At 34.0% G+C, this 25229-nt stretch carries 20 protein-coding genes; 9 read left to right on the top strand and 11 right to left on the bottom strand.

From position 1 onward, the window contains the following. Positions 1-81: 81 nt before the first annotated feature. The 6 genes from DNU06_RS08365 to DNU06_RS08340 form a co-directional block, all read right to left on the bottom strand. Entirely contained in the window at positions 82-2598 is a 2517-nt protein-coding gene (locus tag DNU06_RS08365; protein ID WP_111062802.1) for a T9SS type A sorting domain-containing protein, read from the bottom strand. A 121-nt stretch (positions 2599-2719) separates the two neighbouring features. After that, positions 2720-2854: a hypothetical protein gene (locus tag DNU06_RS18105; protein ID WP_262510046.1), complete on the bottom strand. Its 135-nt coding sequence runs from the start codon at positions 2852-2854 to the stop codon at positions 2720-2722. A 91-nt stretch (positions 2855-2945) separates the two neighbouring features. Further along, positions 2946-5237: a hypothetical protein gene (locus tag DNU06_RS08355; protein WP_111062800.1), complete on the bottom strand. Its 2292-nt coding sequence runs from the start codon at positions 5235-5237 to the stop codon at positions 2946-2948. Positions 5238-5260: 23 nt separating this feature from the next. Beyond that, positions 5261-5479 carry an RNA-binding S4 domain-containing protein gene (locus DNU06_RS08350; protein WP_199399004.1) on the bottom strand — a complete coding sequence of 73 codons (219 nt, stop codon included), beginning with the start codon at positions 5477-5479 and terminating at the stop codon, positions 5261-5263. Beyond that, positions 5472-6524: a methylmalonyl Co-A mutase-associated GTPase MeaB gene (meaB, locus tag DNU06_RS08345; RefSeq protein ID WP_111062799.1), complete on the bottom strand. Its 1053-nt coding sequence runs from the start codon at positions 6522-6524 to the stop codon at positions 5472-5474. The genes DNU06_RS08350 and meaB overlap by 8 nt, the downstream gene beginning before the upstream one ends. Before the next feature lie 135 nt (positions 6525-6659). Next, the gene (locus DNU06_RS08340; RefSeq protein ID WP_111062798.1) at positions 6660-7160 is read right to left on the bottom strand and encodes a hypothetical protein; all 501 of its coding nucleotides are present in this window, start codon (positions 7158-7160) and stop codon (positions 6660-6662) included. Between the two features lie 246 nt (positions 7161-7406). Between DNU06_RS08340 and htpG the strand changes: the two genes are divergently transcribed. Continuing rightward, positions 7407-9299: a molecular chaperone HtpG gene (gene htpG / locus DNU06_RS08335; protein ID WP_111062797.1), complete on the top strand. Its 1893-nt coding sequence runs from the start codon at positions 7407-7409 to the stop codon at positions 9297-9299. Between the two features lie 48 nt (positions 9300-9347). On the opposite strand, the gene DNU06_RS08330 is transcribed toward htpG, so the two are convergent. From DNU06_RS08330 to DNU06_RS08320, 3 genes are all read right to left on the bottom strand, one after another. Further along, positions 9348-10454, bottom strand: a complete 1107-nt coding sequence (locus DNU06_RS08330) for a CotH kinase family protein (protein WP_111062796.1) — start codon at positions 10452-10454, stop codon at positions 9348-9350. 90 nt (positions 10455-10544) lie between these two features. Further along, positions 10545-14150: a S8 family serine peptidase gene (locus DNU06_RS08325; protein WP_111062795.1), complete on the bottom strand. Its 3606-nt coding sequence runs from the start codon at positions 14148-14150 to the stop codon at positions 10545-10547. Between the two features lie 190 nt (positions 14151-14340). Beyond that, positions 14341-14997, bottom strand: a complete 657-nt coding sequence (locus DNU06_RS08320) for a YceI family protein (RefSeq protein WP_111062794.1) — start codon at positions 14995-14997, stop codon at positions 14341-14343. 320 nt (positions 14998-15317) lie between these two features. Here DNU06_RS08320 and DNU06_RS08315 point away from each other — a divergent pair, with 320 nt between their 5' ends. Together DNU06_RS08315 and DNU06_RS08310 are read left to right on the top strand one after the other, a co-directional pair. Next, complete coding sequence (locus DNU06_RS08315; protein ID WP_111062793.1) at positions 15318-15881, top strand: hypothetical protein; 564 nt, start codon at positions 15318-15320, stop codon at positions 15879-15881. 106 nt (positions 15882-15987) lie between these two features. Further along, a complete protein-coding gene (locus DNU06_RS08310; protein WP_111062792.1) occupies positions 15988-17115 on the top strand; it encodes an NAD(P)/FAD-dependent oxidoreductase in 1128 nt (375 codons plus the stop codon). On the opposite strand, the gene DNU06_RS08305 is transcribed toward DNU06_RS08310, so the two are convergent. Continuing rightward, positions 17081-18103 carry an o-succinylbenzoate synthase gene (locus DNU06_RS08305; RefSeq protein WP_111062791.1) on the bottom strand — a complete coding sequence of 341 codons (1023 nt, stop codon included), beginning with the start codon at positions 18101-18103 and terminating at the stop codon, positions 17081-17083. The genes DNU06_RS08310 and DNU06_RS08305 overlap by 35 nt on opposite strands. Positions 18104-18154: 51 nt before the next feature. Between DNU06_RS08305 and recR the strand changes: the two genes are divergently transcribed. From recR to DNU06_RS08275, 6 genes are all read left to right on the top strand, one after another. Continuing rightward, a complete protein-coding gene (gene recR / locus DNU06_RS08300) occupies positions 18155-18775 on the top strand; it encodes a recombination mediator RecR (RefSeq protein ID WP_111062790.1) in 621 nt (206 codons plus the stop codon). A gap of 75 nt (positions 18776-18850) precedes the next feature. Next, positions 18851-19795, top strand: a complete 945-nt coding sequence (locus tag DNU06_RS08295) for an NAD-dependent epimerase/dehydratase family protein (RefSeq protein ID WP_111062789.1) — start codon at positions 18851-18853, stop codon at positions 19793-19795. Between the two features lie 3 nt (positions 19796-19798). Further along, entirely contained in the window at positions 19799-21673 is a 1875-nt protein-coding gene (gene asnB / locus DNU06_RS08290; RefSeq protein WP_111062788.1) for an asparagine synthase (glutamine-hydrolyzing), read from the top strand. Then, positions 21657-22814, top strand: a complete 1158-nt coding sequence (locus DNU06_RS08285) for a glycosyltransferase family 4 protein (RefSeq protein WP_111062787.1) — start codon at positions 21657-21659, stop codon at positions 22812-22814. The genes asnB and DNU06_RS08285 overlap by 17 nt, the downstream gene beginning before the upstream one ends. After that, positions 22811-23362, top strand: coding sequence for a WcaF family extracellular polysaccharide biosynthesis acetyltransferase (locus tag DNU06_RS08280; protein ID WP_111062786.1), 552 nt, complete (start codon positions 22811-22813; stop codon positions 23360-23362). Before DNU06_RS08285 ends, DNU06_RS08280 begins: the two co-directional genes overlap by 4 nt. After that, the gene (locus DNU06_RS08275; protein WP_111062785.1) at positions 23352-24107 is read left to right on the top strand and encodes a glycosyltransferase family 2 protein; all 756 of its coding nucleotides are present in this window, start codon (positions 23352-23354) and stop codon (positions 24105-24107) included. Before DNU06_RS08280 ends, DNU06_RS08275 begins: the two co-directional genes overlap by 11 nt. Before the next feature lie 60 nt (positions 24108-24167). Here the strand turns inward: DNU06_RS08275 and trxB are convergent, their stop codons facing one another. After that, the gene (trxB, locus tag DNU06_RS08270; RefSeq protein ID WP_111062784.1) at positions 24168-25118 is read right to left on the bottom strand and encodes a thioredoxin-disulfide reductase; all 951 of its coding nucleotides are present in this window, start codon (positions 25116-25118) and stop codon (positions 24168-24170) included. Positions 25119-25229: the final 111 nt, after the last annotated feature.

The raw sequence follows: 25229 nt of genomic DNA, 5'->3' as shown, positions 1-25229 counted from the left end.
TGTAAAATTAAAAAAAAGACGGTATTAAATACCGTCTTTTCATAATAAATAAACATTAAAACGATTGGCAGACTATGTATTTTATAATTTTTGAGTTTTAATTAAACTGCCATTTGCATCAAATAACTTAACGATAAAAATCTGTGTCGGAAAAGTAAGATTAATTTGGGCTTGCTGTCCATTGATTTTTTTATTAATTAACAATTTCCCTGTCATGTCATACACCTGCACTGTACCATATGTTAAACTCGATTCGATATGAATTTTGTCGGCAACTTTATATATTTTAGTTGAATTAGCAATTGATTCAGCTAGTGCTAGATTACTGGGTACAAAATCTCCAGGACTGATATGAATTGTTTGAGAATTTGCCCCCACAATTGGACAAGCATTGTCTTTTGCTTTAATAGAAAAGAATACATTTTTTAATCCTGGTTCAAATGCCCAACAAATTGTTGCCGTATAAGGATTGTTTCCCGAAGCAGTAATAGTGGCATTCGGCAATGCTTCAAGAATATCAGTTTCAACGTTGATATTGTCAGCAGAATTTACATCCGTAAAAGTTAAATCAAAACAAAATTGTTCACCATTCACTAATTGAATATTATAATCATTGAATGATGCAAAAGTTTCGTAATTATTAAAGTTGACAATTGGACTTATGCTTGGTGCTGAATTTGAGTTACTCACTACCTGTAGGATAAAATCATGCATAAAAGTTCCTTTCAAATCTCCTTGGTTCGAAAATTCTTCGACCAAGACGGTGATACTATATTTACCTTCAACTGCATTTGAAATAGTTAATTGACCTGTAGATTCATCCATACTAATTCCGGGCATTGGATTTGTTCCTGAATACCCATTTGAATACGTAACAGCAGCTCCTTGGCTGTTTAATGCTGAAACTAAACTGAACTTTAAGGAATCCTGGTCGGGATCAATAATGAAGTTTGATAAATTCATAGTTTGGCCATTAATTAAAAAAGGAATTTCAAATAAATCGCTTAAATAAGGAGATGAGTTTGTGCTCGGAAGGCTATTGTTCAGCGTAGATTCAACGTAAACTGCATCACTTGATTGTAAGTTATTAGCTACACCACGGTTGCTGTAAGTGAAATTAAAATTCCAATCACTACAATTTCCAGCCAATTGATGAATTCCTTTATAGGTGAATTTTTTATAGCCAAAAGGAAGTGTGCCTCCATTGCAAGAAGAATTATTGATTTCAGCCGGACATAATGGTGATATCTCAGCTTCGGAATCAATAAATAACACAATGGAAGTGTCAGAAAAACCACAGTTGTTTTGAATGTTTATTTGCATATCACTTTCAAAATAAAAGGCATTACAATCAGCGAGTATATTAAGGGTGAACGCTATTTCATTGGGATTGTTGGTGGTGGAATAAGATAAATTGCTGCCAATGATGTTAGAAGTAGCAGGCGGCATATTCAACAAATAAGTCTGAGAATTAGAACCTAAATAGGGGCATGCATTATCGGTTGCTTTAATTGAAAAAGCATTGCTCATATAATTGGGTTGAAAATTCCAACAGACTGTTGCAGTTGTTGGGTTTGACCCACTGTATGTGATGGTTGAATTGGGCAAAACAGTTTGTATATCAGAAGTAATGGAAATAGAATCATTGGCATCTGTATCGGTCATTTGAACATCAAAGCAAAATTGATCGCCTACACCGAGGGTGAGTTCATTATTACCAAAACTTGCATTGGTACCAAAATTATTGAAATTAGAGATATTCCCAAATGATGGGGGAGCATTAACCATTTGATCATCTAATGAAATAATGTAATCGTTGATAAAAGTACCTTTTAATTGACCCAATTCAGAAAACTCCTCAACTAAGACCGCTATCGTATAGTTTCCCGACATGGAATATGGAAAACTCAATTGACCTGTTGCGGGGTCAATACTGATGTTGGTGATGGGAGAAGTTCCAGAGTAAGGTGAAACATAATCAACTGAATCACCAGAAAATTCTAATGCAGCTACCAAACTAAACCGAAGTGAATCTTGATCTTGATCTACTATGTAATTTGATAAATGGGCAGTAGACCCTAATGTATATGTTGGAATATGAAAGATATCTGTGACAAACGGAGAGGAATTATTTGGGAAATTTAAATTATCCATGGTTGTTTCTATGTAAAAACAAGGATTACCCAAAAGGTTGGCAGAAGGGTTTCTGTTACATATTCCCAAACTAAATACCCAATCGTCACAAAAGCTGTTGAATTGATGTGTGCCTTTAAATACTGTTTTTATAAATCCAGAGCCAATATTCCCTCCATTACAAGGTGATATAGAAGCAGCTGCTGGACAAAATTGAGAGATGTCTTCCTCCATGAAATTATTTACAATTACAAATGAATCAAGACCAGTACAACCATTATGAATAGTTAGAGCATAACTGTTTTGTGATGAAACTCCTGAACAGTCTCTGTAAAATGTTAGTGTAAATTCTACTTCATTAGGATTATTAGTGGCTTTGTATGAAATATTACCACCAGCAACGTGTGAAGCATGCAATGTGAATGTGAAAAATGTAATGAGTGTATAGAGAATCGATTTCAACATAAAATTAATTTATCTGCTATAAATATAAGAAAATTAATGAAATAAGAATTATAGACCATGAGCTGTATGGACTCAATCAACACTACTTACTTTATATTTTTTTTTAAACTTACAGTTTAGCTCAAAGCTTTTTTATTTCTAAGATTTCACCAGCTGCTGAAATAAGTTTTGCAATGTAAATTTGTTTTGATTTGGGTAATTGAATAACAACTTTTGTGTCAGAAATCAGCCTTTTGTCAACGAGTTTACCACTCATGTTGTACCACATTAGGGTAGCATTAACTGGTGCATCCTTTACGATAATTTCATTGTTCACCCTTTGAATATATTTAGATACCTTGTAATTATCAACTTGAGCTGTGTTGATGATGTATATCAGAAGTATCAGTACACCCAATGCTATCCACTACGTAAACTTGATAATTTCCGTTGAATTGTGGAAAATGGCTTATAGCATTTGCACTTACAATATTTGTATCGTTAAAAATCCACTGATAATTTGTGAAGTTGCCAGTGGATAATCCGAAAGCGGAAGGGGTAATGGTGGCTTCTGTCACCTGAGAAAAGAGCAGAAATTTTTTGGTATCACAGATGGCATTACTGATATAAATGTTTAAAAATCCATTTTGAGTACTGTCGGTATGAATGAATATGGTATCGTTATTTGAACCAGTATGCCATAGACTGTTATAATTAGGAAATGGATTAACGAGTTGAACTGTGTCTTCATCACAGAAGAAGATCGTATCGGAAAAGGAATTATCAATTGATGCGTTAGGTTGAATATACAATGTGTCAAACTCCGGACATGCTTGATTGATGGGTTTGATAACCATGGTGTCGTTCGTGAACAAAAACGCTGGATTGCCACAAGGGTTACAGCTGACATCCATGCCGATATCTAATAAGTTTCCACCTAAATCGTACCAACTTGTATTGTTTGGGGCAATGGCAATATTAGGGTTGGCCCCACAATGGATCAATGTGTCGATTAATAAGTCACTACTAGAAATAGGGTTGGCAAATACCCAATCTGTTACGGAACAGTTTCCGCTAAAATTCACTTCTAATGACACATAACCTTCAGAAATATAATCGACTACAAGAGAGTCTGCGTAAATGTTATCATTCCAAACATTTGTATATTGAGGATAGGGAGAATGAATGGTAATGGTATCTCCAACACAAAATAGAATAGTATCAGGTAATAAATCTACCTGAATGAAGCTGGTCTTAATAAAGACAGTGTCGGGTGTAAAGCAATTTCCACTCGTTAAATAGGAGCCAATAATGGTAGTGTCTTGGGTAAACTTAAGTGATGCAGTATTACAAGGATTACAGCTTATATCCGTACCCACATTAAGTAAATTACCATTTAAATCGTACCAATAAATTGGAGAGTGGTAATTACTCAACAAAAAGGCGGTGGTAGTGTCACATAAATATAATGTATCGTACAGAATTTCAGCTGAATGCGGTAATTTAATATGAAAGGCACGACTGACTTCAGGAAGCATTGGACAAGCGCCGTCGTTGGCAGAAATGGAAAAAATTGCGCTACTATAGTCTCGGTCGTAATTCCAACAGACGCTTGCAGTAGCGGGATTAAATCCAGTTTGTGAAAATGTAGTTCCCGGAAAAATACTATCAACATCTGAGGATAAATAGATACTATCTGACGTATTTAGATCATTTACCACAATATCGAAACAAAACTGGTCTCCTGTACACGCCTCGAAGTGATTTCCAATATGAGTGGTATTGGTGCCTAAGTTGTTGAAGTTTTGTACATTTCCGATTTGTGGTTGGTTGTTGCTACAATTTTCTAAAATAATTTGAAACTCTAAAAGTGAAGTCCCTATTGAAATGCCATTATTTGAAAACTCTTCAATTTCTATTGCAATTGTATATTTTCCAGCAAAGGCACCTTGGAAATTTAATTCACCAGTTAAGGCATCAATGCTAATTCCGTTGATTGGATTTGTACCTGAATACCCAGGCGAATATTGACCAGAACCCAAATAACTGTCCAAAGCGCTTGTTAGTTTAAAATTTAATGAATCTCTGTCTGGATCATTTACAAATAATGAAAGTGTACTATTTTGCCCAGTACAAAGGTTAACAATAGGGAAATTTGAATTTCTAACTGGAGAAGAATTATTAGGGAAATCTAAATTATTAAGCGTCGTCATTAAAGAATAAGGAGTTGTGTTGAGGTTGTCGGGATTATTTCTGTAACTTGCGTAAAGGGTATGATGAAGTTTCCATTCATTACATGTGGATGGAAGTGTGTAAGTTACACTAAAAATTGCCTTTCTTATCCCCGCAATTGATCCTAAACCACAGTTTGAAAAATATAAAGAACTATCGCATAGTGCAGTGACTTCGGTATTTGAAATAACAGGTAATGTGATATTAATGAAAGATTGATCGCAAGTATTAATTAGTTTCAATTCTAAAGAATTTGGATATAAAAAATTTGGATCACCAGTTGTACAATCATAATAATTCACCAATGTGAAAATATATTCATTAGTTTGATCTGTAGGTTCATAACTGATTAGTCCTCCTGAGAAGTGGGTACTATGAACATTAGTATATAAAAGGACTGTAAAAAAGAATAACAGTATTGGTTTCATTTGAATTTCTAACTGGAGCAGAATTATTGCACTAGGATTGAAGAATTATTTACTTGTACTAAGTCTCCTTTTTTAATTTTATTTCTAACTCTGGTTTCGGTTTGTCCATTCACTTTTACTTCCTCGTTTTGAATCATAATTTTTGCATGACCACCAGTCTGGGCAATTTTCATTACTTGTAGTAATTTATTCAATTCAATAAAAGATTGGTCAGCTTTTAAAGCCATTTGTAATTCACTCATTTGGGTATAGGTTTTTATAAATTTGTTCTGCGGCATGAAAAGAGCTTATTTCTCCTTTTAGAATTTTAGCTTCCATGTCAGTTTTTAAGGTATTAAAATTAGGTTTAGCATAAGCATTTTTGAGAATCATTTCTTTTAAAGTCTCGCTCATCCAATATTTTTGTTGTTGGCTTCTTTTTTCGGCAAAATGGCCATTTTTTTTGGTGTGTGCCTTAAAATCATTGATAATTTTAATTGCTTTTTCAATGCCGTGTTTTTCTAAAGCACTTATGGTTTCCACTTTTGGTGTCCATAAGTTTGCTGTAAGGGGAAATAAATGTAGTGCATTTTTATATTCCAGTCGCGCTAAATTGGCATGTTTTACATTTTCGCCATCCGCTTTGGTGATTAAAATAGAGTCAGCCATTTCCATGATTCCTCTCTTAATACCTTGTAATTCATCACCAGCTCCCGCTAACATGAGCAATAAAAAAAAGTCAGTCATAGAATGTACTGCAATTTCGGATTGACCTACGCCAACAGTTTCCACAAGGATGATATCAAAACCACTTGCTTCGCATAATATAATGCTTTCTCTGGTTTTTCTAGCCACACCACCTAAGGACCCTGCATTTGCACTGGGCCGTATAAAAGCTTTTGGATGGACGGCCAATTCATTCATTCTAGTTTTGTCACCCAATATACTCCCTTTGGTTTTTTCACTACTTGGGTCAATGGCTAAAACGGCGACTTGGTGTCCTTTTTCAATTAAACTTAATCCAAACTGTTCAATAAAGGTACTTTTTCCTACCCCAGGTACACCTGTTATTCCAATTCTAATAGAATTACCGGCATGTGGTAAACAGGTTTGTATAATGCCTTGTGCTAATTTTTGGTCGGAATTTTTAGTGGATTCTAATAAAGTAATAGATTCGCTTAATGCTTGAATATTTCCTTCAATGATGGATTTACTCAAGATTTTAATAGATTGTGTGGACTGTCGATTCTTTTTAATCGCAATCAAATTTTCTATTTGTTTTGTATTGGGATTGGTACTTTTACTCACGTTGCTTTAAAGTTGACTACAAAAATACTAATTTAATTGTTGGAACAAATGGCTATGCCTAGTCAATTTTTGGCACTATGGGTTAAACCATGATTTAAGTGTATAAAACGACTGGTTTATACCGACATATTCCATTTATTCGACGAGTCCTTGATAAGCTGAAACCCATTCAGGGTCTTGTACATCTTTTAATATTTGAAAGAGTTTTTCACCAACAAAATAATGAGTATTTATATGTAATACGCCATAATGTTCATATAAGAATTCTGCCTGTTTAGGAGAAGGGTTATACTTTCCTAAACTCCAACCGATACCTAAATCTCTTCTAATAGGATGTTCGGGATATTTTATTTTCCATAATTCATGAATCGGTGGATTATAAAAGCCATTTACCTTATCGTATCTGTCGTAACTCAGTGCAAAATTAGGGACTTCATTTTTTTTCATCAAGTCTTCTTTTTTTGGATTTGCTCTACAAGGCCAGTAGCCAAGAATAAAATACATGAATTGCTGCTCTGTGATGAGTTGGGTTCCAGTAAAGGTTTCCCCATTTCTAGTGACGATAGCAAAAGATAAAATACTACTGTTTGCGCCAGGGATTAATCCGATTGCAAATTCAGTTTTTCTTTGCGCCATACCTACCAAAGGGATTAGTGATAGGAGTAGCAAAAACGAAAACCGCCAGCATATTTTTTTATACCATAAAATAGACATCACTTAAAAGTACGAAAATAAGTTACTTGTAGTTTCATTATGGCTTTAATTGAATGAATAATGCCAAAACTTACCTCAACAATACTAGTGTCAGTCAATTTGTCAGTTAATCTGCAAATGGTACAAACTTTGAACAAGCTGTATTGTTATTAAAATATAATTTTAGACATGGCAACAAAAGGAACAATTAACGTACAAACGGAAAATATATTTCCATTAATCAAACGCTTTTTATATAGCGATCATGAAATCTTTTTAAGAGAATTGGTTTCGAATGCAGTGGATTCGACTTCAAAATTAAAAGTATTAAGTGTAGCGGGAGAAGTAAAGGGAGATCTTGGAGATACTAGAATAGAAATTTCAATCGACAAAGCAGCAAAGACTTTAACTGTAAAAGATAGAGGGATTGGTTTAACAGAGGATGATCTTGAAAAATACATCAACCAAATTGCTTTTTCAGGCGCAGAGGAATTTGTAAAAAAATACGAAGGTAAAGAAGGAGCAGAACAAATTATAGGACACTTTGGTTTAGGTTTTTACTCTGCTTTTATGGTGGCTGAAAAGGTTCAAATTAAAACATTATCCTATAAGGAAGGTGCGCAAGCAGTTATGTGGGAGAGTGATGGTACACCAGAATATACCATTACGCCAATAGATAAAAAAGATAGAGGTGCAGAAATAGTGATGCACATTGCAGAAGACTCTTTAGAGTTTTTGGAAGAAGCTAGAATATCTACTTTATTAAATAAATACTGTAAATTTTTACCAGTTGAAATTGTATTTGGTGAAAAAACAGAAAAAATTGATGATCCAAAAGGGGAAAAAGACGAAGAAGGTAAAGTAAAGCAAATTGAAGTTACAGAACCAAATGTCATTAATAATACAAAACCTTTATGGGTAAAGGCGCCTGCAGATTTGACAGAGGAAGACTACAAAGCTTTTTATAGAGAATTGTATCCAGCTAGTTTTGATGAACCATTGTTTCACATTCATTTAAATGTGGACTATCCTTTTCATTTAACTGGGGTATTGTATTTCCCAAAAATTCAAGAAAACGTTGAAATTCAAAAGAACAAGATTCAATTGTATTCTAACCAAGTTTTTATTACAGATTCAGTAGAACAAATTGTACCTGAGTTTTTAACTTTATTACATGGTGTTATTGATTCACCAGATATTCCATTGAATGTTTCTCGTTCTTATCTACAAAGTGATGGAAATGTGAAAAAAATTGCTTCACACATTACTAAAAAAGTAGCGGATAAGTTACAGTCAATGTTTAATGAGGACAGAAAAGATTTTGAAGCAAAATGGGACGATTTAAAAGTATTTGTAGAGTATGGTACTTTAACGGATGATAAATTTGCAGAAAAAGCAGCAAAATTCACTTTATTGAAAAATACCAATGGTGAATATTTTACTGTGGAAGAATACAAAGAAAAAATTGCGGCAGCACAAACAGATAAAGATGGAAAGTTAGTTGTTTTATATGCTAACAGTAAGGATGCACAACACCAATTTATTAGTAATGCTACAGAAAGAGGTTATGATGTATTGTTATTTGACAGTCCGTTAACACCACATTTTATCGCAAAATTAGAATCCACTTTAGAGAATGTAAGCTTTTCAAGAGTAGATTCAGATACATTAGATAAGTTAATTCAAAAAGATGTTGAATTGCCTTCTAAATTATCGGATGAAGAAAAAGAAAAATTAAAACCATTGTTTGAAGAAGTAGTGAACAAAGAGAAGTTCACGGTTCAATTTGAAAACATGAGTGAAACAGAAGCACCGGTTATTATTACACAACCAGAGTTTATGAGAAGAATGCAAGAACAACAACGCATGGGTGGCGGTGGTATGTTTGGTGCTTTCCCTGAAATGTTCAATTTTACAGTAAATGCAAACCACCCAGCTATTACCGCATTGTTAAGTAAAAAAGGAGCTAATAAAAAGAAAGTAGCAAAGCAGCTTGCTGATTTAGCCATGTTATCACAAGGGATGTTAAAAGGTGAAGCACTTTCTAAATTTATTAATAGAAGTGTAGAATTGATTGATTAAGTTAAATTCTAATAAGAGAAAAGGAGGACAATTTGTCCTCCTTTTTTTTTACTTAAAAAATATATTCATTTCATTTCTTCTCCTTTCGATACTTAATTTAATTTTTTCTATTTCCTCTTGTAAAATATAATCTGTGAGATGCCAATGGCTGTTGTTTTTTTCAATTTGAGGTGTTAGTTTTAATAAAATAGGCTCCATTAAATTTTGGATAGCTTCTACTTGGAATATATCTTGGCCGCTTAATTCTTTCCATCTGGCTTTTAATTTTGATTTGTAGTCCAATATGTCTTCGGCATATAATCTTTTCAATAAAATATTTTTCTCCCAATTTGAAGCAGAAATAAGTTTATGGTTTTTACCATTGTCAAAAGTTTTATCAAAATCCCACAAAGCAATTTTAAACGGTTTTCCACTTTTTTCTTTGTACAGATAAAAATGGTCGGTATATCCTTTTTTATTTTCTGTAAACATCACTAACAGGTGCCAATCCATTATGTTTTCCAAATCAAAATTATTACGGACCAATAAGGATAAAGAATCTTTACTATAGGTTAAAATATTTTGCTGGATATTTTTTAAGTATGGATTTAAATTTTTCTTTTTAACTTTTGGAAACTTTTGGTTGAATTCATTTTTTATTGACGTAGATTCCATAGAGAAGAAAGGCGGGTTTTTAAATAACATACTAAGGGAGTCTGATTTTTTCAAGTCAAGAAATCCCGCGTTTATTTTTTGCAATAAAAGATAAAGTCCTTGGTATTCGTGATTAACATATAGGTTGGTATAAGTGCAGGCCGGCGCTATATTTTCTTTACTCATTTGACGAAACAATGCATACGAAATGAATTCTCGCACAAAACTTGGATCATTATTGTTTCCTTTTAAAACCCAATCGTCATCCATCTGCAATCCACCTAAAGGAAATGGTTGGTTTAATTCTACCGTATAAGTACTTTTACTATCCTTCTTATTTACTTTAAAGTCACCCAATAGTTGCACCTTTATTTCGCCTTCATTATATGCAATATTCGCTTTGTTTTTCTGGTCAAAGTCTATCATGTTTTCTGTTTGAATATCTAAGGAGGAGAATGGCTGATTTTTTTTGCAGCTAATCAATAAAAGGGTGAATAAGAAAATACTACCAAAAGTCTTCATATAATTTTTTATTCAAAAGTAAAAAACCTTGGTCGTTTAAGGCCAAGGTTTTTAAATTAAATGTTAAAATAATACTTATTTAAAACAGTCTTAATATTTAATGATTTTTTTGATTGATTTATTTAAGTCGGATTGAATTTCAACGAAATAAACACCGTTTGCATAATTACTTATATCAATAGCACCAGCCTCTGTTCCTGATAACTGTTGTGTATAAATAACTTTACCATTTGCATCACTAATACTTATTTTAATTGCTTCATCTCCATGGTATGAATAGTTATAATTTCCATTAGAAGGGTTAGGATAGATGGAGAATTCCTTTTCTAAATCAAAGGCAGTTGTATGCAGGGTGCTTAGCACTTGAATATCATCAATTGCCATGTCACTTCTAAATCCATCTCCAGTAATCCCTCTAAATCTAAGGTTAATAATCTGCCCATTATAGGCACTTAAATCTACCGTTTGGACTAACCATTGATTTCCTTTATTCCCTGCTATAGCAGGTGTAATATCATTTACCCAGTTATCATTTACATATGCATCAACATGTAAAGATCCAATATTGGTGCCATACATATGGTAGCCAAATTTTAAAATAGAAGCTGCTTCAATACTTAAGCAAGGACTAATTAAGTATGCTTCCTTGTTTGTACAAACAGGTGTTGCGGAAGGTTCTAAATACAGGTATTTTCCACTATTATTTCCTGGATTAAAATCTGTTGTTGGTCCAGTAGATGCAGAAGGAGTATTTCCTTCATTTGTTCTCCAATCAATATCATCTGTTATGCCATTTGCTGCATTGATGAAATCATGAATAGTTGGACAAATTTCTTCTTCGCAATTACTTGCAGTTCCACACAACTGAAAGTCTTCAAAATCTTCAGACCATGGCAAAGAGACTGGAGGGCTATTACTATAATTGAAATTATAAAATAAAGAATCATTTAAGCCATTTCCATCATTGGCGTAATTTACCCAGATTACGAGTTCATTTGCACCATTTAATGCAGCTACTTGATTTAAAAAAGTATGTGTTACATTGGCACCTGGATTCAGTGTTCCGTTATAACTTTCTGAAATGATGCTCCCATTATTTAATTGGTAATAGACGGGTATGTTAGAAAGGGAAGAGGAACCGTTATTGAATAATTCTATAGACAAATCATAACCATTAGGCGCAATGCACTCTAAAAAAGTGGTGCCATTAAAAGAACCGTCATTGGTAATGGCAGCGTCTATTGGAATTAAGCAGTTTACCACTCCAATGGCTTGATAAACAGCAAGCGCTCTACGTCCAATACAATTCGTACTTGCTTCTAGCGCTTTTACACTCCACCAATTTTCTTGTCCAGCATTTATTGAAATGGTTAATTCAGTATTCGTAGTAAACCCAATGGAGTCCATGTATTTATTACCGAGTAAACTTACTTCGTAACCAGTAGCGTCAGTAACTGCATTCCAAGACACATGCATTGAATCGGCACAAACCCAATCAATATTTAAACCTGTTGGTACACCTATGATAGAAAAATTTTCGTGTGACTCGCTGGTGTTTCCGCCACGAGTTATTCTTACTAAAGCTTCCCCAGTAGCTATGCCGTTCGGAACATTCCAAGTATAAAAACGGGAACTCGCAGGGATACTGTTTGCAATATTTGTCCATGAAACACCATTGTCAACAGAATAGTCAATACTAAAAGGATTAGTATCCCCCTGTGCATCCCATCTAATAATCTCATTTTTGGTAGGGTCAAAACTTTCACCGCCAATAGGGTAAGTTAAAACCACGTCTTCAGTAACCATTTCGTATACAATATAATATTCTTGTGGTCCTTGTGGAATCGAAAAGCCATTAATATCAATCGTATAAACACCTGGTATTGGATTGTTAACACTAATTTGTTCCATATTGTTTCGATTATCCACCCCAGGTACGGCAGGTGTATTTAAGGCAGTAGCATTTAGAGTAGTGGATAATGTCCATGGTAATAACTGCGTAGAAGTGGGATCTGTAATGGTCATATTAATATCGTTCACCAATGCCAAAGATGCGTTTGCAGAACCTTCATAATCGGTCCAATAAACCATTACTTTTAATTGTTTAATGCCATTTGGTACCGTAACAGTATGTAAGTCATTTGTTCCATTGGTGATGTTATCTATAATATATGCATTATTAAAAACTGTTTCGTATGCCTTTCTGGCATTTATTCTACCCCAGCCATAAATATAATCTGGTCCGGGATTTCCTAAATCTTTTCCTGTATTTAAAACGGTGGCTTTAATTAGTCCTGAAGGCGGATTGTTACCACTATTCAATTCCTTATAAGCTTGATATAATTGTGCCAATGTTCCTGCCACGCCAGGACAAGCCATGGAAGTGCCTGTTTTATTCCCATAATTATTAGGTTCTATAGTAGAATACACATTAGTACCTACGGCACAGATATCTGGTTTGATTCGTCCGTCTGCACTAGGACCACGACTACTGGAGCTTGCTATTGCGTCGGATTCCGTAACATTTCCTACCGCGATTACATTTTTCCCTGCTTTATGGCCTCCGGTAATATTTACCCATTGACTACCCGCAGCAGTAGTACCACTACCGTTTGAATTTCCAGCAGAAAAAACATGCACCAAGGCAGGCATCATCCTTATTTGTTGGTCAAGTTGACTTGCCAAACTGGTGTATCCTGCATTTAGCCCATTACCATAACTTTTTGAGGTGATTGTTAAATCGTTATTGGTTACTAGACTAGGAACAGTGTTGTAATTGGTATTGTTAAAATTGTAAACGAGTATATCTGCGCCAAAAGCCATACCTCTTGAAGTTGGATCAAGGTTTCCTGCGCCGCCAATAATACCTCCCACATGCTCTCCATGATCGCCTGTTTGGGCAGCATTACCATTAAAAAAACGACCTTGGTAGTCGATATGTTGATTTAATACACTGTTGTCTTGCATCATCACAGTAACTCCTGTTCCGTCATATTTCAAACCATTTTCATAAGCGGTAGCCAAAGTATTACTTCGGTGATCGGTAACACCGACTAAATTCTCAGGTTCTGAAGGGGCGTCAATTTGTTCAAAGTAATAAAATGAAGGTAAACTATATACCAATGGTAGTTGAGATTTTTTTATAGAAAATTGTACAATTTCTACTTCATTTACCTGTATAATAGTTGCGCCAATGCTTTCTAATTTACGGATTACTGATTCTTTAGGTATGCCTTTGAAATAAATACCATTCAAGCTAATGGTGTTTTTGTTTATTGCCCATGAACCAATTTCATCTAAGTATAATTCTTTAGAAAGTTTATAGCTTGGTGCTATGGAAATAATATTATGGACATGAAAAGCATTAAGTACGCTTTTTTTAGTGTTTGTTTTAATTGCAGCGTAGAAACTGTTTTTTGGTAAATAATTAAGCAGTTCCACGCCTAATTTCTTAAGGGCTAATTTTTCGGTATGGTTAGGCAATGTTTTAAATTGAATTATTCGATATATCTTTCCATTGATACTAAGTTCATTTTCTAATTTAATGGCTACTTCTTTATATTTCTCTGCTTTTTCAACTTGAATGGTCTTTGCTTTTAAATACAATGGAATTGTCGTTTGCGCAAAAACTTGCCCATGAAAAATAAAACTTAAGCAAAAGGTTACTAGTAAGTAGATTTTTAAATTTGGAATCATTTAGTTTTGATTTTAAAATAGATCTTTTAAAGATAAGAAACATTGTATGGATAGAAGAATGTATCGCCAACAAAAACAGAATAATTTTGTAATCCTAAGTCCAAAATTACAGCATTTAAAAAAACTTTGAGACAAAAAAAACACGCCTTTTTATGGGCGTGTTTTTTATAAAATATAAAACTAGGTAATTTTATTTAACGTTTACACTGATGATGAATCCAACTTCATTAGAAATTAAATAATCAGTTGGTACACCTTCACTACCTTCTACGTGGTATAACATACCCCAATTTGTTCTATCAATTGCAAATTTTTGAGATTGTATAGAAACAGCTTCATTAGAGCTAGAGATATTAGCTAAGAAAGAAATACTTTTAGTAGAATCAAGGATTGTTAAGTTTCCTGTAACCTTACTGTTATAAGTATCGTCACCGTCTGCAATACTTGTCAATTCAAATTTAGCAGTTGGATTCACTTCTACATTAAAGAAATCAGCACTTTTTAAGTGACCGGTTAATTTGTTGGTTTGCTCTTCGTCTCCTTCAAAATTTTCAACCGTCAAAGTATTCAAGTCAATGATTACTGTTGCATTAGATAATTCTCCATTGTTTACTAAAACTTCTGCACTTTGGATACCTATTTTACCAAATCTTGGTGCAACTCCACCTAAGTGAGAGGCGAACCATTCAATTGTACTTGCTTCATCAATAGTTGAAAGCGTAACTGTACTTTCTGTTTCAATCACTTCTACATTTTCTGCGTCTTTAGCGTCCACTTTTTCTCCGTTATTATTACAAGATGAAACCAGTAATGCTAATGTGAAAGCTGATAAAATTAATTTTTTCATTTGAGTTCTTTTTTTAAATTATATATTTTGCAAATATAGTTTCTTTTAAACTAATAATTTATCGAAAAAGTAAGTGATGTTGATTTTTTAACCTATGTTAATTTTGATAAAAATGTGGATGGACTCCAAATGATATAATAAATACACTCACTAATTTGGGTTAAGCTTGCTCAAATAGACTCACCCGAATGGATGAAATTTGCCTGTTTTGCGAAGATTAGGCTGTTTTTACTTGGTTGTAAGCCTCGTAATTAATTAAAATTGTAACACAAACAGGGACAATTTAATTCCTAAAACAACTTAATTTAAAACAATATTTTATGAAAAAATCAGGACTATTTTCACTTTTACTAGTGGTAATAATTGCTTTTACAGCATGTAAAAAGAAAGAAGAAGAAGAAGAAGTGATAGAGGAACCTATATCTAATGTCGGTAGTAAATTAACAGAGTTGCCTGATGGAGACCAAACCTTTAAAGGGAACCTTTCTAATGGCGAGAAATTAAGTGATTTATCTTGGGCATGGAACAGTTCAATGGCTTGTTTTGTGGAACCAGGAAAGTCTTGGTTTGAGGGGAATCATGTGTTTTATCAAATAGATATACCGAAACAAACAACCATTGATATTTTTTTAAATGCGACAAATTCTTCAGATGATATTGCGATTTATGCTTATTCTAAAGGAGCAGGAGATAAAACAATTCCACCAAATATTTCATCTTGTGTTAGCTGTGAAGCAGCACCGTCCAATTCTTATGCTATAACAGGTGAAAAGCATTTGTATTTAAATGCAACAACGAATCCATATTCTATTATTATTGGTGTGGCAGGTGCAACAGGGTTAACTTCAGGGGAGTATACGATCAGTATTGATGTAGAGAGTTAATTTTTTTTATTTTTGTGTTTAATGAACCATGTTGTAAAAGACATGGTTTTTTTATGGCTGTTATTACAAGTTAATAGAATTGATTAGTTTCACAGAAAAAAGGTACATGTTATCATTTTGGGAAAAAGAACACTTTCAATCATACGACATAGGTATTGTAGGTGCAGGTATTGTTGGTTTGTCAACCGCTATTTCGATTAAAGAGGCAGATAAAAATTTAAAAGTCGTTATTTTAGAAAGGGGATTGTTACCAACGGGGGCGAGTACTAAAAATGCTGGATTTGCTTGTGTAGGAAGCTTTACAGAAATCGTGGATGATTTGCAGCATAATTCCCTAGATGAGGTAGTTGGTTTAATGCAAATGCGTTACGAGGGTTTGGCCATGTTGAAAGGGAGGTTAGGAGAGAAAAATATGGATTATCAGGAAAATGGTAGTCACGAGTTATTGTTTGGTGAAGCCCAAGTTGACTTAGATATAATGGCAGCTGTAAATGAAAAAACCAATGCTATTTTAGGGCGTAAAGCTTTCTCTGTATCTCATAAAAAAAGTGTATTTGGTGGTGGCGTAAAAATGTTAATTGAAAATCATTTAGAGGGCAGTTTGAATACTGGTTTATTGATGCAATCCTTAATAAATATTGCTTTAAGGTTAGGTGTAGAAATTAAAACAGGCTATACAGTGAAAAGTATTAAAAGGACAGAAAACGGCATTCACTTGGTTCATTCATCACTTCCATTATTGGTTAAAAAAATAGCTTTTTGTACGAATGCATTTACCTCACTGATATTGCCAGACTTAATAATAGCACCTGGTCGAGGCCAAGTTTTGGTGACCAAGCCATTAAAAAAACTTTCTTTTCAGGGGATTTACCATTTTGATGCAGGTTACTATTATTTTAGGAATTATAAAAACAGAGTAATTTTTGGAGGTGGCCGATCCATAGATAAGGCTGGGGAAGCAACCACGGAATTTGGCATTAATGAAAAGATTCAACTTGATTTAAAGGATAAATTGGCGCGTATTATATTACCAAATCAAGCCTTTGAAATCGATTATTATTGGAGCGGAATTATGGCGTTTGGCGCAGATAAGAATCCGATTGTAAAAAAAGTAGGCTTACATCAATTTGTCGCCGTAAAATTAGGTGGAATGGGCATAGCAATTGGGAGTATGGTGGGAGCGCAGTTGGCCAATATGATCATACAAGATTTAAATGAAGATGACCTTTCTTAACTTGAAGGAAGGGAGGGAGATTGTTCGTAAACAAACTACCAGTACCTAATCCTTGGGGAAGGGGATTGTTTTTAGTGAAAGTATATTGTGCTATCGCATTTAAACCAATATTACTTTCCAAGGCTGAGGTAATCCACCATTTAATTTCATATTTATCGGCAAGTTCAATCCATTCATCAGTACCACGCATACCGCCAATTAGGCTAGGTTTTAAAATAATAAATTGTGGCTTTATGTTTTTAAGTAAAGTTTCTTTTTCTTTTTTATCATAAATACCTATCAATTCTTCATCTAATGCAATGGGTAGGGGAGTCAATTTACATAGGGCAGCCATTGCTTCCCTTTGGCCTGGTTTGATTGGTTGTTCAATGGAATGAATGGCTAGGTCACTAAGTGCTCTTAGCTTGTCTAAAGCAGTGTCGGGAGAAAAAGCACCATTTGCATCTACCCTAAGTTCAATTTCGTTTGGGGGGTATTGTGCTCTAATTGATTTTAAGATATTTATTTCATTTTCAAAATCGATAGCGCCTATTTTCATTTTAATACAAGTAAATCCCGCTTTAATTTTTTCCGCTATTTGCGTCAGCATAAATTTTTCAGAACCCATCCATATTAATCCGTTGATTGGAATTTTTGTGTCGGGAGCTTCAAAAATGGCAGGGAAAAGAATGAACTTGGCCCCGTTATTCAAATCTAATAGTGCCGATTCTATGGCAAATTGAATCGAAGGAAAAGCATTCAGTAAATCCAAACGGTGGAGGTAAAGGTTGATGTTTTTTGCTACTTCCAATAACTTCTCTTCATAATGACTGTCCCAATCAGGGGAGAGAGAGGTAAGGATAGATGCTTCTCCTTTTCCAATTAAATTTGGATTTTCACTTTGAAATAAATGCAATATCCAACTATCTTTTTGGGTCAATATACCACGTGAAGTGCCGCTTGCTTGTTTAAAATTTAAAGTGATTTTTTTGAAATAGGCTTCGTACATGAATGGTTTTCTTAAAGAACAAAAGTAGAAAAAAAAGTGTATTTTTGCACCGTGAATTTACCTTCAAAATATTTAGAGGAAGTGGTAGAGCATTTTGCGTCTCTTCCGGGGATAGGCAAAAAAACAGCTTTAAGACTTGTTTTAAACTTACTAAAGCGAGATGAAGAAGAGTTACAGCAGTTTGCAGGCTCTATTCAACATTTGAAAGCAAATATTTCATCTTGTGAAACTTGTGGAAACATTACAGATGCCAAGTTGTGTAGTATTTGTTTGTTGCCCAATAGAAATAAAAATATAATTTGTGTAGTCGAGGATATCCGAGATGTAATGGCTATAGAGTCTACCGAACAGTATTTTGGGACTTATCATGTTTTAGGGGGGATAATATCCCCAATGGAAGGTATTGGTCCGAATGACCTTAATATATCCTTGCTTTCTGAACGCTTAAAATCGAATACAGTAGAGGAAGTTATTTTGGCCTTACCGACATCCATGGAAGGGGATACGACTAATTTTTATCTATACCGAAAGATTAGTGCGTTTAAAGTAAAAATCACCACGCTGACACGTGGCGTTTCTGTAGGAACAGAATTGCATTATGCAGATGAGATTACTTTGGGTAGATCTATTGTAAATCGAATGCCATTTGAGTTGAATTTTTCTCAAAAGTAAAGGCTGTTAATTATTTCTTAATTCCTTTTCATTCCTTAATAAATTGGTTAAATTTGAGACCTGAATCACAACTTTATGAGAAAAATTTTAATTACTGGAGGTGCTGGAAATGTTGGGAGTGCATTAGCTGCAAAATTAATTGAAGATCAAAATAATAAAGTTACCGTTGTGGATGATTTGTCAACGGGTTCACTCTCAAAATTAGATTTAACACAATCCAATTTAAAATTTATTAAAGCAGATGTCAATAAAAAAACGGAACTGTCCGAAATAATGTTGGCCAATCGCTTTGATTATGTGTTTCATTATGCTGCGTTAGTAGGTGTACAAAGAACACAGGAAAATCCAGTTAAAGTGCTAGAAGATATCCAAGGGATAAAAAACATATTAAATATTTCAAAAAATATTGGCGTAAAAAGATTTTTCTTTTCAAGTTCCTCTGAAGTATATGGAGAGCCAGTTAGTATTCCTCAGAATGAATCTACTACACCATTAAACTCTAAATTACCTTACGCTGTAGTAAAAAATGTTGGAGAATCTTTTTGTCGATCCTACCAGCAAGAATATGGTTTAGATTATACGATATTCCGGTTTTTTAATACTTACGGACCGCATCAAACGACGGACTTTGTGATGGCGAAATTTATTTCACAAGCATTAAAAAATGAACCAATTACTGTTTTTGGTGACGGTAAACAGACCAGAACCTTTTGTTATGTTGAAGATAATATTGACATGTGTATAAAGGCTTTGAATGAAAATAAAATAGTAAACGACGTAGTGAATGTTGGCGGAGATAAAATAATTACGATTATTGATCTTGCAAAAACAATAATAAAAATTACTAAAAGTAAATCGGAAATCATTCATTTACCGCCGTTGCCTTCTGGCGACATGAAAAGAAGACAACCTGATAATAGAAAGATGTTAAATTTATTAAATCGAGATTTGATTTCAATAGAAGAAGGCATTCAAAAGTTATTAGATTCTGAAGCTTTTAGAAAAGAAATTGGAGTATAAGTTATGTGTGGAATAAACGGAATTTATAAATTTTCGGGAATTGATTATGAGGCTAGTATTATTCAAAAAATGAATGATACCATGGCACATAGGGGACCAAATGCCGAAGGCGTCTTTCAAGATCAATTTATTCATTTGGGACATAGAAGACTATCTATTATCGATACCTCAGATAGAGCAAATCAACCATTTTTGAGTAATGATGAAAGGTATGTATTGGTATTTAATGGCGAGATTTATAATTATCAAGCAATAAAAGCCAAGCTTCCAGACTATCCTTTTAAAACCAATTCGGATACAGAAGTTGTGATTGCTGCTTATATGGCTTGGGGAAAGGCTTGTGTGAATGAATTTAATGGCATGTTTGCTTTTGCAATTTGGGATAAACAGGACAAATCATTATTTATAGCAAGAGATAGAATAGGCATTAAACCATTATATTATTGTTTAGACCAAGAACAGTTAATATTTTCCTCTTCCCTAAAATCTATCCTGAGTACAGGATTGATAAAGAAAAAAATAGATAAAAATGGACTGGTGGATTACTTAAGGTTTCAAACCGTACATGCACCATATACTATTATTGAAAATGTGTATAGCTTATTGCCTGGTCAATATATGTTTTTCAATGAAGAAAAAGAGGAAATTAAGACCTATTGGGACCCAACAACAGTTCCGGGTATTCCTAAACAGAATAGGACAGAAACTATAATACAAATTCAAACTAAACTAAACGAAGCGGTCGACAAGCGACTGATGAGTGACGTCCCTTTTGGGGCGTTTTTATCCGGTGGAATTGATAGTTCTATTATTGTAGCTTTAATGGCAAAACAAAGAGAGGAGAAGATAGATACTTTTTCAGTTGTTTTTAAAGAAGATGAGTTTTCTGAAGGTAAATTTGCAAAAGAAATAGCCAAGAAATACAAAACTAATCACCACGAAATTGAATTAGAAGCAGATTATTTTAAATCACTTATTCCAGAAGCACTTAGCTTTTTAGATCACCCAAGCGGCGACGGTTTAAATACTTATGTTGTTTCTAAAGAAACAAAGCAAGCAGGCGTATCCATGGCACTGTCGGGCTTAGGAGGGGATGAATTATTTGGAGGCTATTCTATTTTTAACCAAATTCCTAACCTCCAAAAAAATAAATGGTTAGGGAGTTTTCCCAATTATGCCAGAAAGCAAGTCGGTTATGTATATGATGCCATCAAAAGGGATGTTGCTTCAGGGAAAATTAAAGAATTATTAAAACAAGAATATTTTGATACGGAGTACGTGTATCAATATTATCGACAAGTATTAATGGATAATCAGATCAGTGGTTTAATCAAGACCAATAAACTGCCATTAAATAGGACTTTTGAAATTGCACATGAACACATTGGTTATCAAAAGTCAGGTTGGGGTTTACCAGCATTGAGTAGAATATCCGTCGCTGAAATGCGTACTTATATGTCTAATGTTTTGTTAAGGGATACAGACCAGATGAGTATGGCTAGTGCATTGGAAGTAAGGGTACCATTTTTAGACCATGAATTTGTGGAATATGTGTTGCGAATTCCAGACGATATTAAATCGCCAAGTACACCAAAAAAATTATTGGTAGATGCATTTATAGACGATTTGCCAGAATCGATTTATAATCGAAAAAAAATGGGCTTTGTTTTACCCTATGAAAAATGGATGAAAAATGAATTGAAATCGTTTTGCGAAACCAATTTAAATCAATTAAAAAATAATCCTAACTTTAAAGCTAACGGAATCGATAATTTATGGAAACGTTTTTTAAAAAATGATAAAAGAGTAACTTGGTCAAGAATTTGGCCATTGGTAATTTTAGGACACTGGATGACAATAAATGGAATTGAAGGATAAAAAAAAAATATTAATATGTGTGGATTGGTATACGCCTGGCTATAAAGCTGGTGGACCAATTCGTTCGGTGAATAACATGGTGAATGCTTTTAAGCGTTACTTTGACTTTTACATTTTAACAAGTGCTTATGATTTGGGAGACACAAAACCTTATCCAAACATAGAAGCAAATCAATGGAATGATATTGACGGTGTATTTATTAAGTATTTAGATAAGTACGCCATGACCTATGCAAGTATTAAAACAAATTTATTTGAAGTCAATGCAGATATTATATATTTGAATAGCTTGTTTTCAAAAAATTTCACTTTGTACCCTTTACGCTATGCCAGAAAAGAGAATAAGCAAGTAATATTAGCGCCAAGGGGGATGTTGGGCAAAGGTGCACTTGAAATTAAACAAAGCAAGAAAAAGGTTTTTTTATCCGTAGCAAAAATTTTAGGGTTTTATAAAAATATTACTTGGCACGCTTCTACCACGGAAGAAGAAAAAGAAATTCAATCTGTTTTTGGAAGGTATGCTAATGTAGTGATTGCACAAAATATTCCGCTAGCACAAACTTATACGCTTGCAGCTGTTCATGCCTTAAAACCGAGTGATAAAATTGTTTTAGTTTTTGTCAGTAGAATTTCCAGAAAGAAAAATTTACACTTAATTATTCAAGCTTTAAATAGTTTGAAGACCGCTAAAAAAGTTGAATTTAACATGTATGGGTTGATTGAGGATAAGGCATATTATGCAGAATTAAAAAGTGGATTTAAGCCTTTGTCAGAATCTGTTTCCATGCATTACAAGGGAGTGGTTACACCTGCCGAAGTTTCAAAAGTTTATGCCGGATCGCATTATATGGTTTTACCAACGAAACATGAAAACTTTGGACATACCATTGTAGAAGCTTGGGCAAACGGATGTCCGGTTATTATTAGTCAAAACACACCTTGGCATAAATTAGAAGAAAAAGGAGTAGGATGGGATGTTGACATTTCTGATGAAGCCAATTATGCTTCAGCGATCGAAAAAGCGGTTAATCTATCCCCAAAGGAACATGCAGAGATGGTAATTAAGTCCTATAGTTATTTTAGAGAAAAGGTTTTAGACGAAAAATTGGTAGAAAAGCACAAAAATCTCTTTGAAAAATGATAACAGATCTGGCTTCCTTCAAAAATGATTGGTATCAACCCGGTAATAAGTGGAAGATATTGCTTTGGTACTTTGTCAATGCATTCATCTTGCAAAATAAATATAACCCTTCTAGTGCTTTAAAAGTATTTGTATTAAAGTTATTTGGTGCAAAAATTGGACATGGAGTGGTTATCAAGCAAATGGTGTCCGTAAAATATCCTTGGAAATTAAAAGTGGGCAATTATTCCTGGATTGGTGAAAAGGTGTGGATTGATAATTTAGCAGAAGTAAGCATTGGAAATAATGTTTGTATTTCACAGGGAGCTATGTTATTGTGTGGTAACCATGACTACAAAAAACCAACTTTTGATTTAATGGTAAAACCAATTATTTTAGAAGATGGCGTTTGGATTGGTGCACAGTCCACTGTTTGTCCAGGTGTTACTTGCAAAAGTCATGCTGTTTTAAGCGTGCAATCAGTTGCCATAAATGAATTAAACGCCTATATGATTTATCAGGGAAACCCTGCTAAAATTGTTCGAGAAAGAAAAATAAATGAAGCCTAAAATATCCATTATTACTGTAGCATATAATGCTGAAAAATACATTGAAGATACTATCCAATCGGTATTAGCGCAAGATATCTCTTCAATAGAATATATTATTATTGACGGCAATTCTACAGATGGTACTTTGGAGATTTGCAAAAAATACAAAGACCAAATTTCGACCATACTTTCGGAGCCAGATAGCGGGATTTATGATGCCATGAACAAGGGGGTTAATATGGCGAGTGGGGAAGTGATAGGTATTTTGAACGCGGATGACTTTTATGCAAATTCTTCTGTGTTGTCAGCAGTAGTCGATTTATTTAAAGATCCAAAAACTGACTGTGTTTATGGAGATTTAGTTTATGTCGATCCAGACGATACGGATAAGGTAACCCGAACTTGGCAAGCAAAAACGTATCAAAAGGGTGCTTTTCTAAAAGGATGGATGCCACCACACCCGACCTTTTTTATTCGAAAAAAATACTATACTGAATTTGGTCTTTACCAGCTTAATTTAAGATCGGCTGCCGATTATGAATTGATGTTACGGATGATACACAAACATGGCTTAAATCCAGTTTATTTACCGCAAACCATTGTACGGATGCGTACCGGAGGTGTGAGTAATGCATCCTTTAAAAATAGACTGAAAGCAAATAAAGAAGACCGGATGGCTTGGCAAATGAATGGCCTTAAACCCAATGCTTTTACCTTTATCAGGAAGCCATTATCTAAGATTTTACAATTTATAAAACGATAATTTTAGGATAAAAAAAAACACCCAATAAATTGGATGTTTTTTTTTATTAAAAAGTTTGACTTAATGTCCTTTAGCAGCTAAATAACGCTCTGCATCTAAGGCAGCCATACAACCTGTTCCAGCAGCAGTTATTGCTTGTCTGTAAGTTTTATCTGCAGCATCTCCCGACACAAATACGCCAGGTACGTTTGTTTTTGAAGTACCAGCTTGTTCGTATTTAATATAGCCAACTTCATCTAAATTAATTTGACCTTTAAAAATATCTGTATTTGGTTTATGTCCAATGGCAACAAAAAATCCTGTTGCAGGAATGTCTTGCTCTTCTCCTGTTACACTATTTTTTACTTTTGCACCAGTAACACCATTTCCGTCTCCTAACACCTCTACCGTGTTGGTATTGAATAAAATTTCAATATTTGGTGTGTTTTTAACACGTTCCGCCATAATTTTTGAAGCTCTAAACTCTGATTTTCTAACCAACATAGTAACCTTGGTACATAATTTAGATAAATAATGTGCTTCTTCACAAGCTGAATCACCAGCGCCAACAATAATAGTTTCTTGATTTTTATAGAAGAATCCATCACATACCGCACAAGCAGAAACACCACCACCTATTTTTAAATAATGTTGTTCTGATTCTAAGCCTAAATATTTTGCAGACGCACCAGTAGAAATAATGATTGTTTCAGCATGAATTTCTTTGGTTTCATTTACCCATACTTTGTGAATGTCTCCCGAAAAATCAACTTTTGTTACCCAACCACTTCTAACATCTGTTTCAAAACGTTCTGCTTGGGCTTTTAATTGAATCATCATTTCTGGACCAGTAATACCATCTGGGTATCCTGGGAAATTTTCCACTTCGTTTGTAGTTGTCAGTTGACCTCCTGGTTGTAATCCTTCGTAAAGTACAGGCGACATATTAGCTCTTGCTGCATAAATCGCTGCGGTGTATCCTGCTGGACCTGAACCTATAATTAAGCACTTTACTTTTTCTATTTCGCTCATTTGTGTTATGTTTTATTATCCTACAAATATAAGCACTTTTTATATTAAGATTGAATTACCTTATTCTTAAATTTTAATAAAATCTAAATCCAAATAATGCTTTAATATTAT

The organism is Putridiphycobacter roseus (genome assembly GCF_003234935.1).
GTDB classification, from domain to species: Bacteria; Bacteroidota; Bacteroidia; order Flavobacteriales_D; family Crocinitomicaceae; genus Putridiphycobacter; species Putridiphycobacter roseus.
This window is presented reverse-complemented; position numbering and strand designations above follow the sequence as displayed.

Bases quoted from the DNA above. Each gene is read 5' to 3' on its own strand.
- DNU06_RS08315 (WP_111062793.1), top strand. From the start codon at position 15,318: ATGAAAAAATCAGGACTATTTTCACTTTTACTAGTGGTAATAATTGCT.
- DNU06_RS08280 (WP_111062786.1), top strand. From the start codon at position 22,811: ATGATAACAGATCTGGCTTCCTTCAAAAATGATTGGTATCAACCCGGT.
- DNU06_RS08285 (WP_111062787.1), top strand. From the start codon at position 21,657: ATGGAATTGAAGGATAAAAAAAAAATATTAATATGTGTGGATTGGTAT.
- DNU06_RS08325 (WP_111062795.1), bottom strand. From the start codon at position 14,150: ATGATTCCAAATTTAAAAATCTACTTACTAGTAACCTTTTGCTTAAGT.
- DNU06_RS08355 (WP_111062800.1), bottom strand. From the start codon at position 5,237: ATGAAACCAATACTGTTATTCTTTTTTACAGTCCTTTTATATACTAAT.
- asnB (WP_111062788.1), top strand. From the start codon at position 19,799: ATGTGTGGAATAAACGGAATTTATAAATTTTCGGGAATTGATTATGAG.
- DNU06_RS08320 (WP_111062794.1), bottom strand. From the start codon at position 14,997: ATGAAAAAATTAATTTTATCAGCTTTCACATTAGCATTACTGGTTTCA.
- DNU06_RS08365 (WP_111062802.1), bottom strand. From the start codon at position 2,598: ATGTTGAAATCGATTCTCTATACACTCATTACATTTTTCACATTCACA.
- DNU06_RS08330 (WP_111062796.1), bottom strand. From the start codon at position 10,454: ATGAAGACTTTTGGTAGTATTTTCTTATTCACCCTTTTATTGATTAGC.
- DNU06_RS08340 (WP_111062798.1), bottom strand. From the start codon at position 7,160: ATGGCGCAAAGAAAAACTGAATTTGCAATCGGATTAATCCCTGGCGCA.
- DNU06_RS08305 (WP_111062791.1), bottom strand. From the start codon at position 18,103: ATGTACGAAGCCTATTTCAAAAAAATCACTTTAAATTTTAAACAAGCA.
- htpG (WP_111062797.1), top strand. From the start codon at position 7,407: ATGGCAACAAAAGGAACAATTAACGTACAAACGGAAAATATATTTCCA.
- DNU06_RS18105 (WP_262510046.1), bottom strand. From the start codon at position 2,854: ATGAGTGGTAAACTCGTTGACAAAAGGCTGATTTCTGACACAAAAGTT.
- trxB (WP_111062784.1), bottom strand. From the start codon at position 25,118: ATGAGCGAAATAGAAAAAGTAAAGTGCTTAATTATAGGTTCAGGTCCA.
- DNU06_RS08275 (WP_111062785.1), top strand. From the start codon at position 23,352: ATGAAGCCTAAAATATCCATTATTACTGTAGCATATAATGCTGAAAAA.
- DNU06_RS08350 (WP_199399004.1), bottom strand. From the start codon at position 5,479: ATGAGTGAATTACAAATGGCTTTAAAAGCTGACCAATCTTTTATTGAA.
- DNU06_RS08310 (WP_111062792.1), top strand. From the start codon at position 15,988: ATGTTATCATTTTGGGAAAAAGAACACTTTCAATCATACGACATAGGT.
- DNU06_RS08295 (WP_111062789.1), top strand. From the start codon at position 18,851: ATGAGAAAAATTTTAATTACTGGAGGTGCTGGAAATGTTGGGAGTGCA.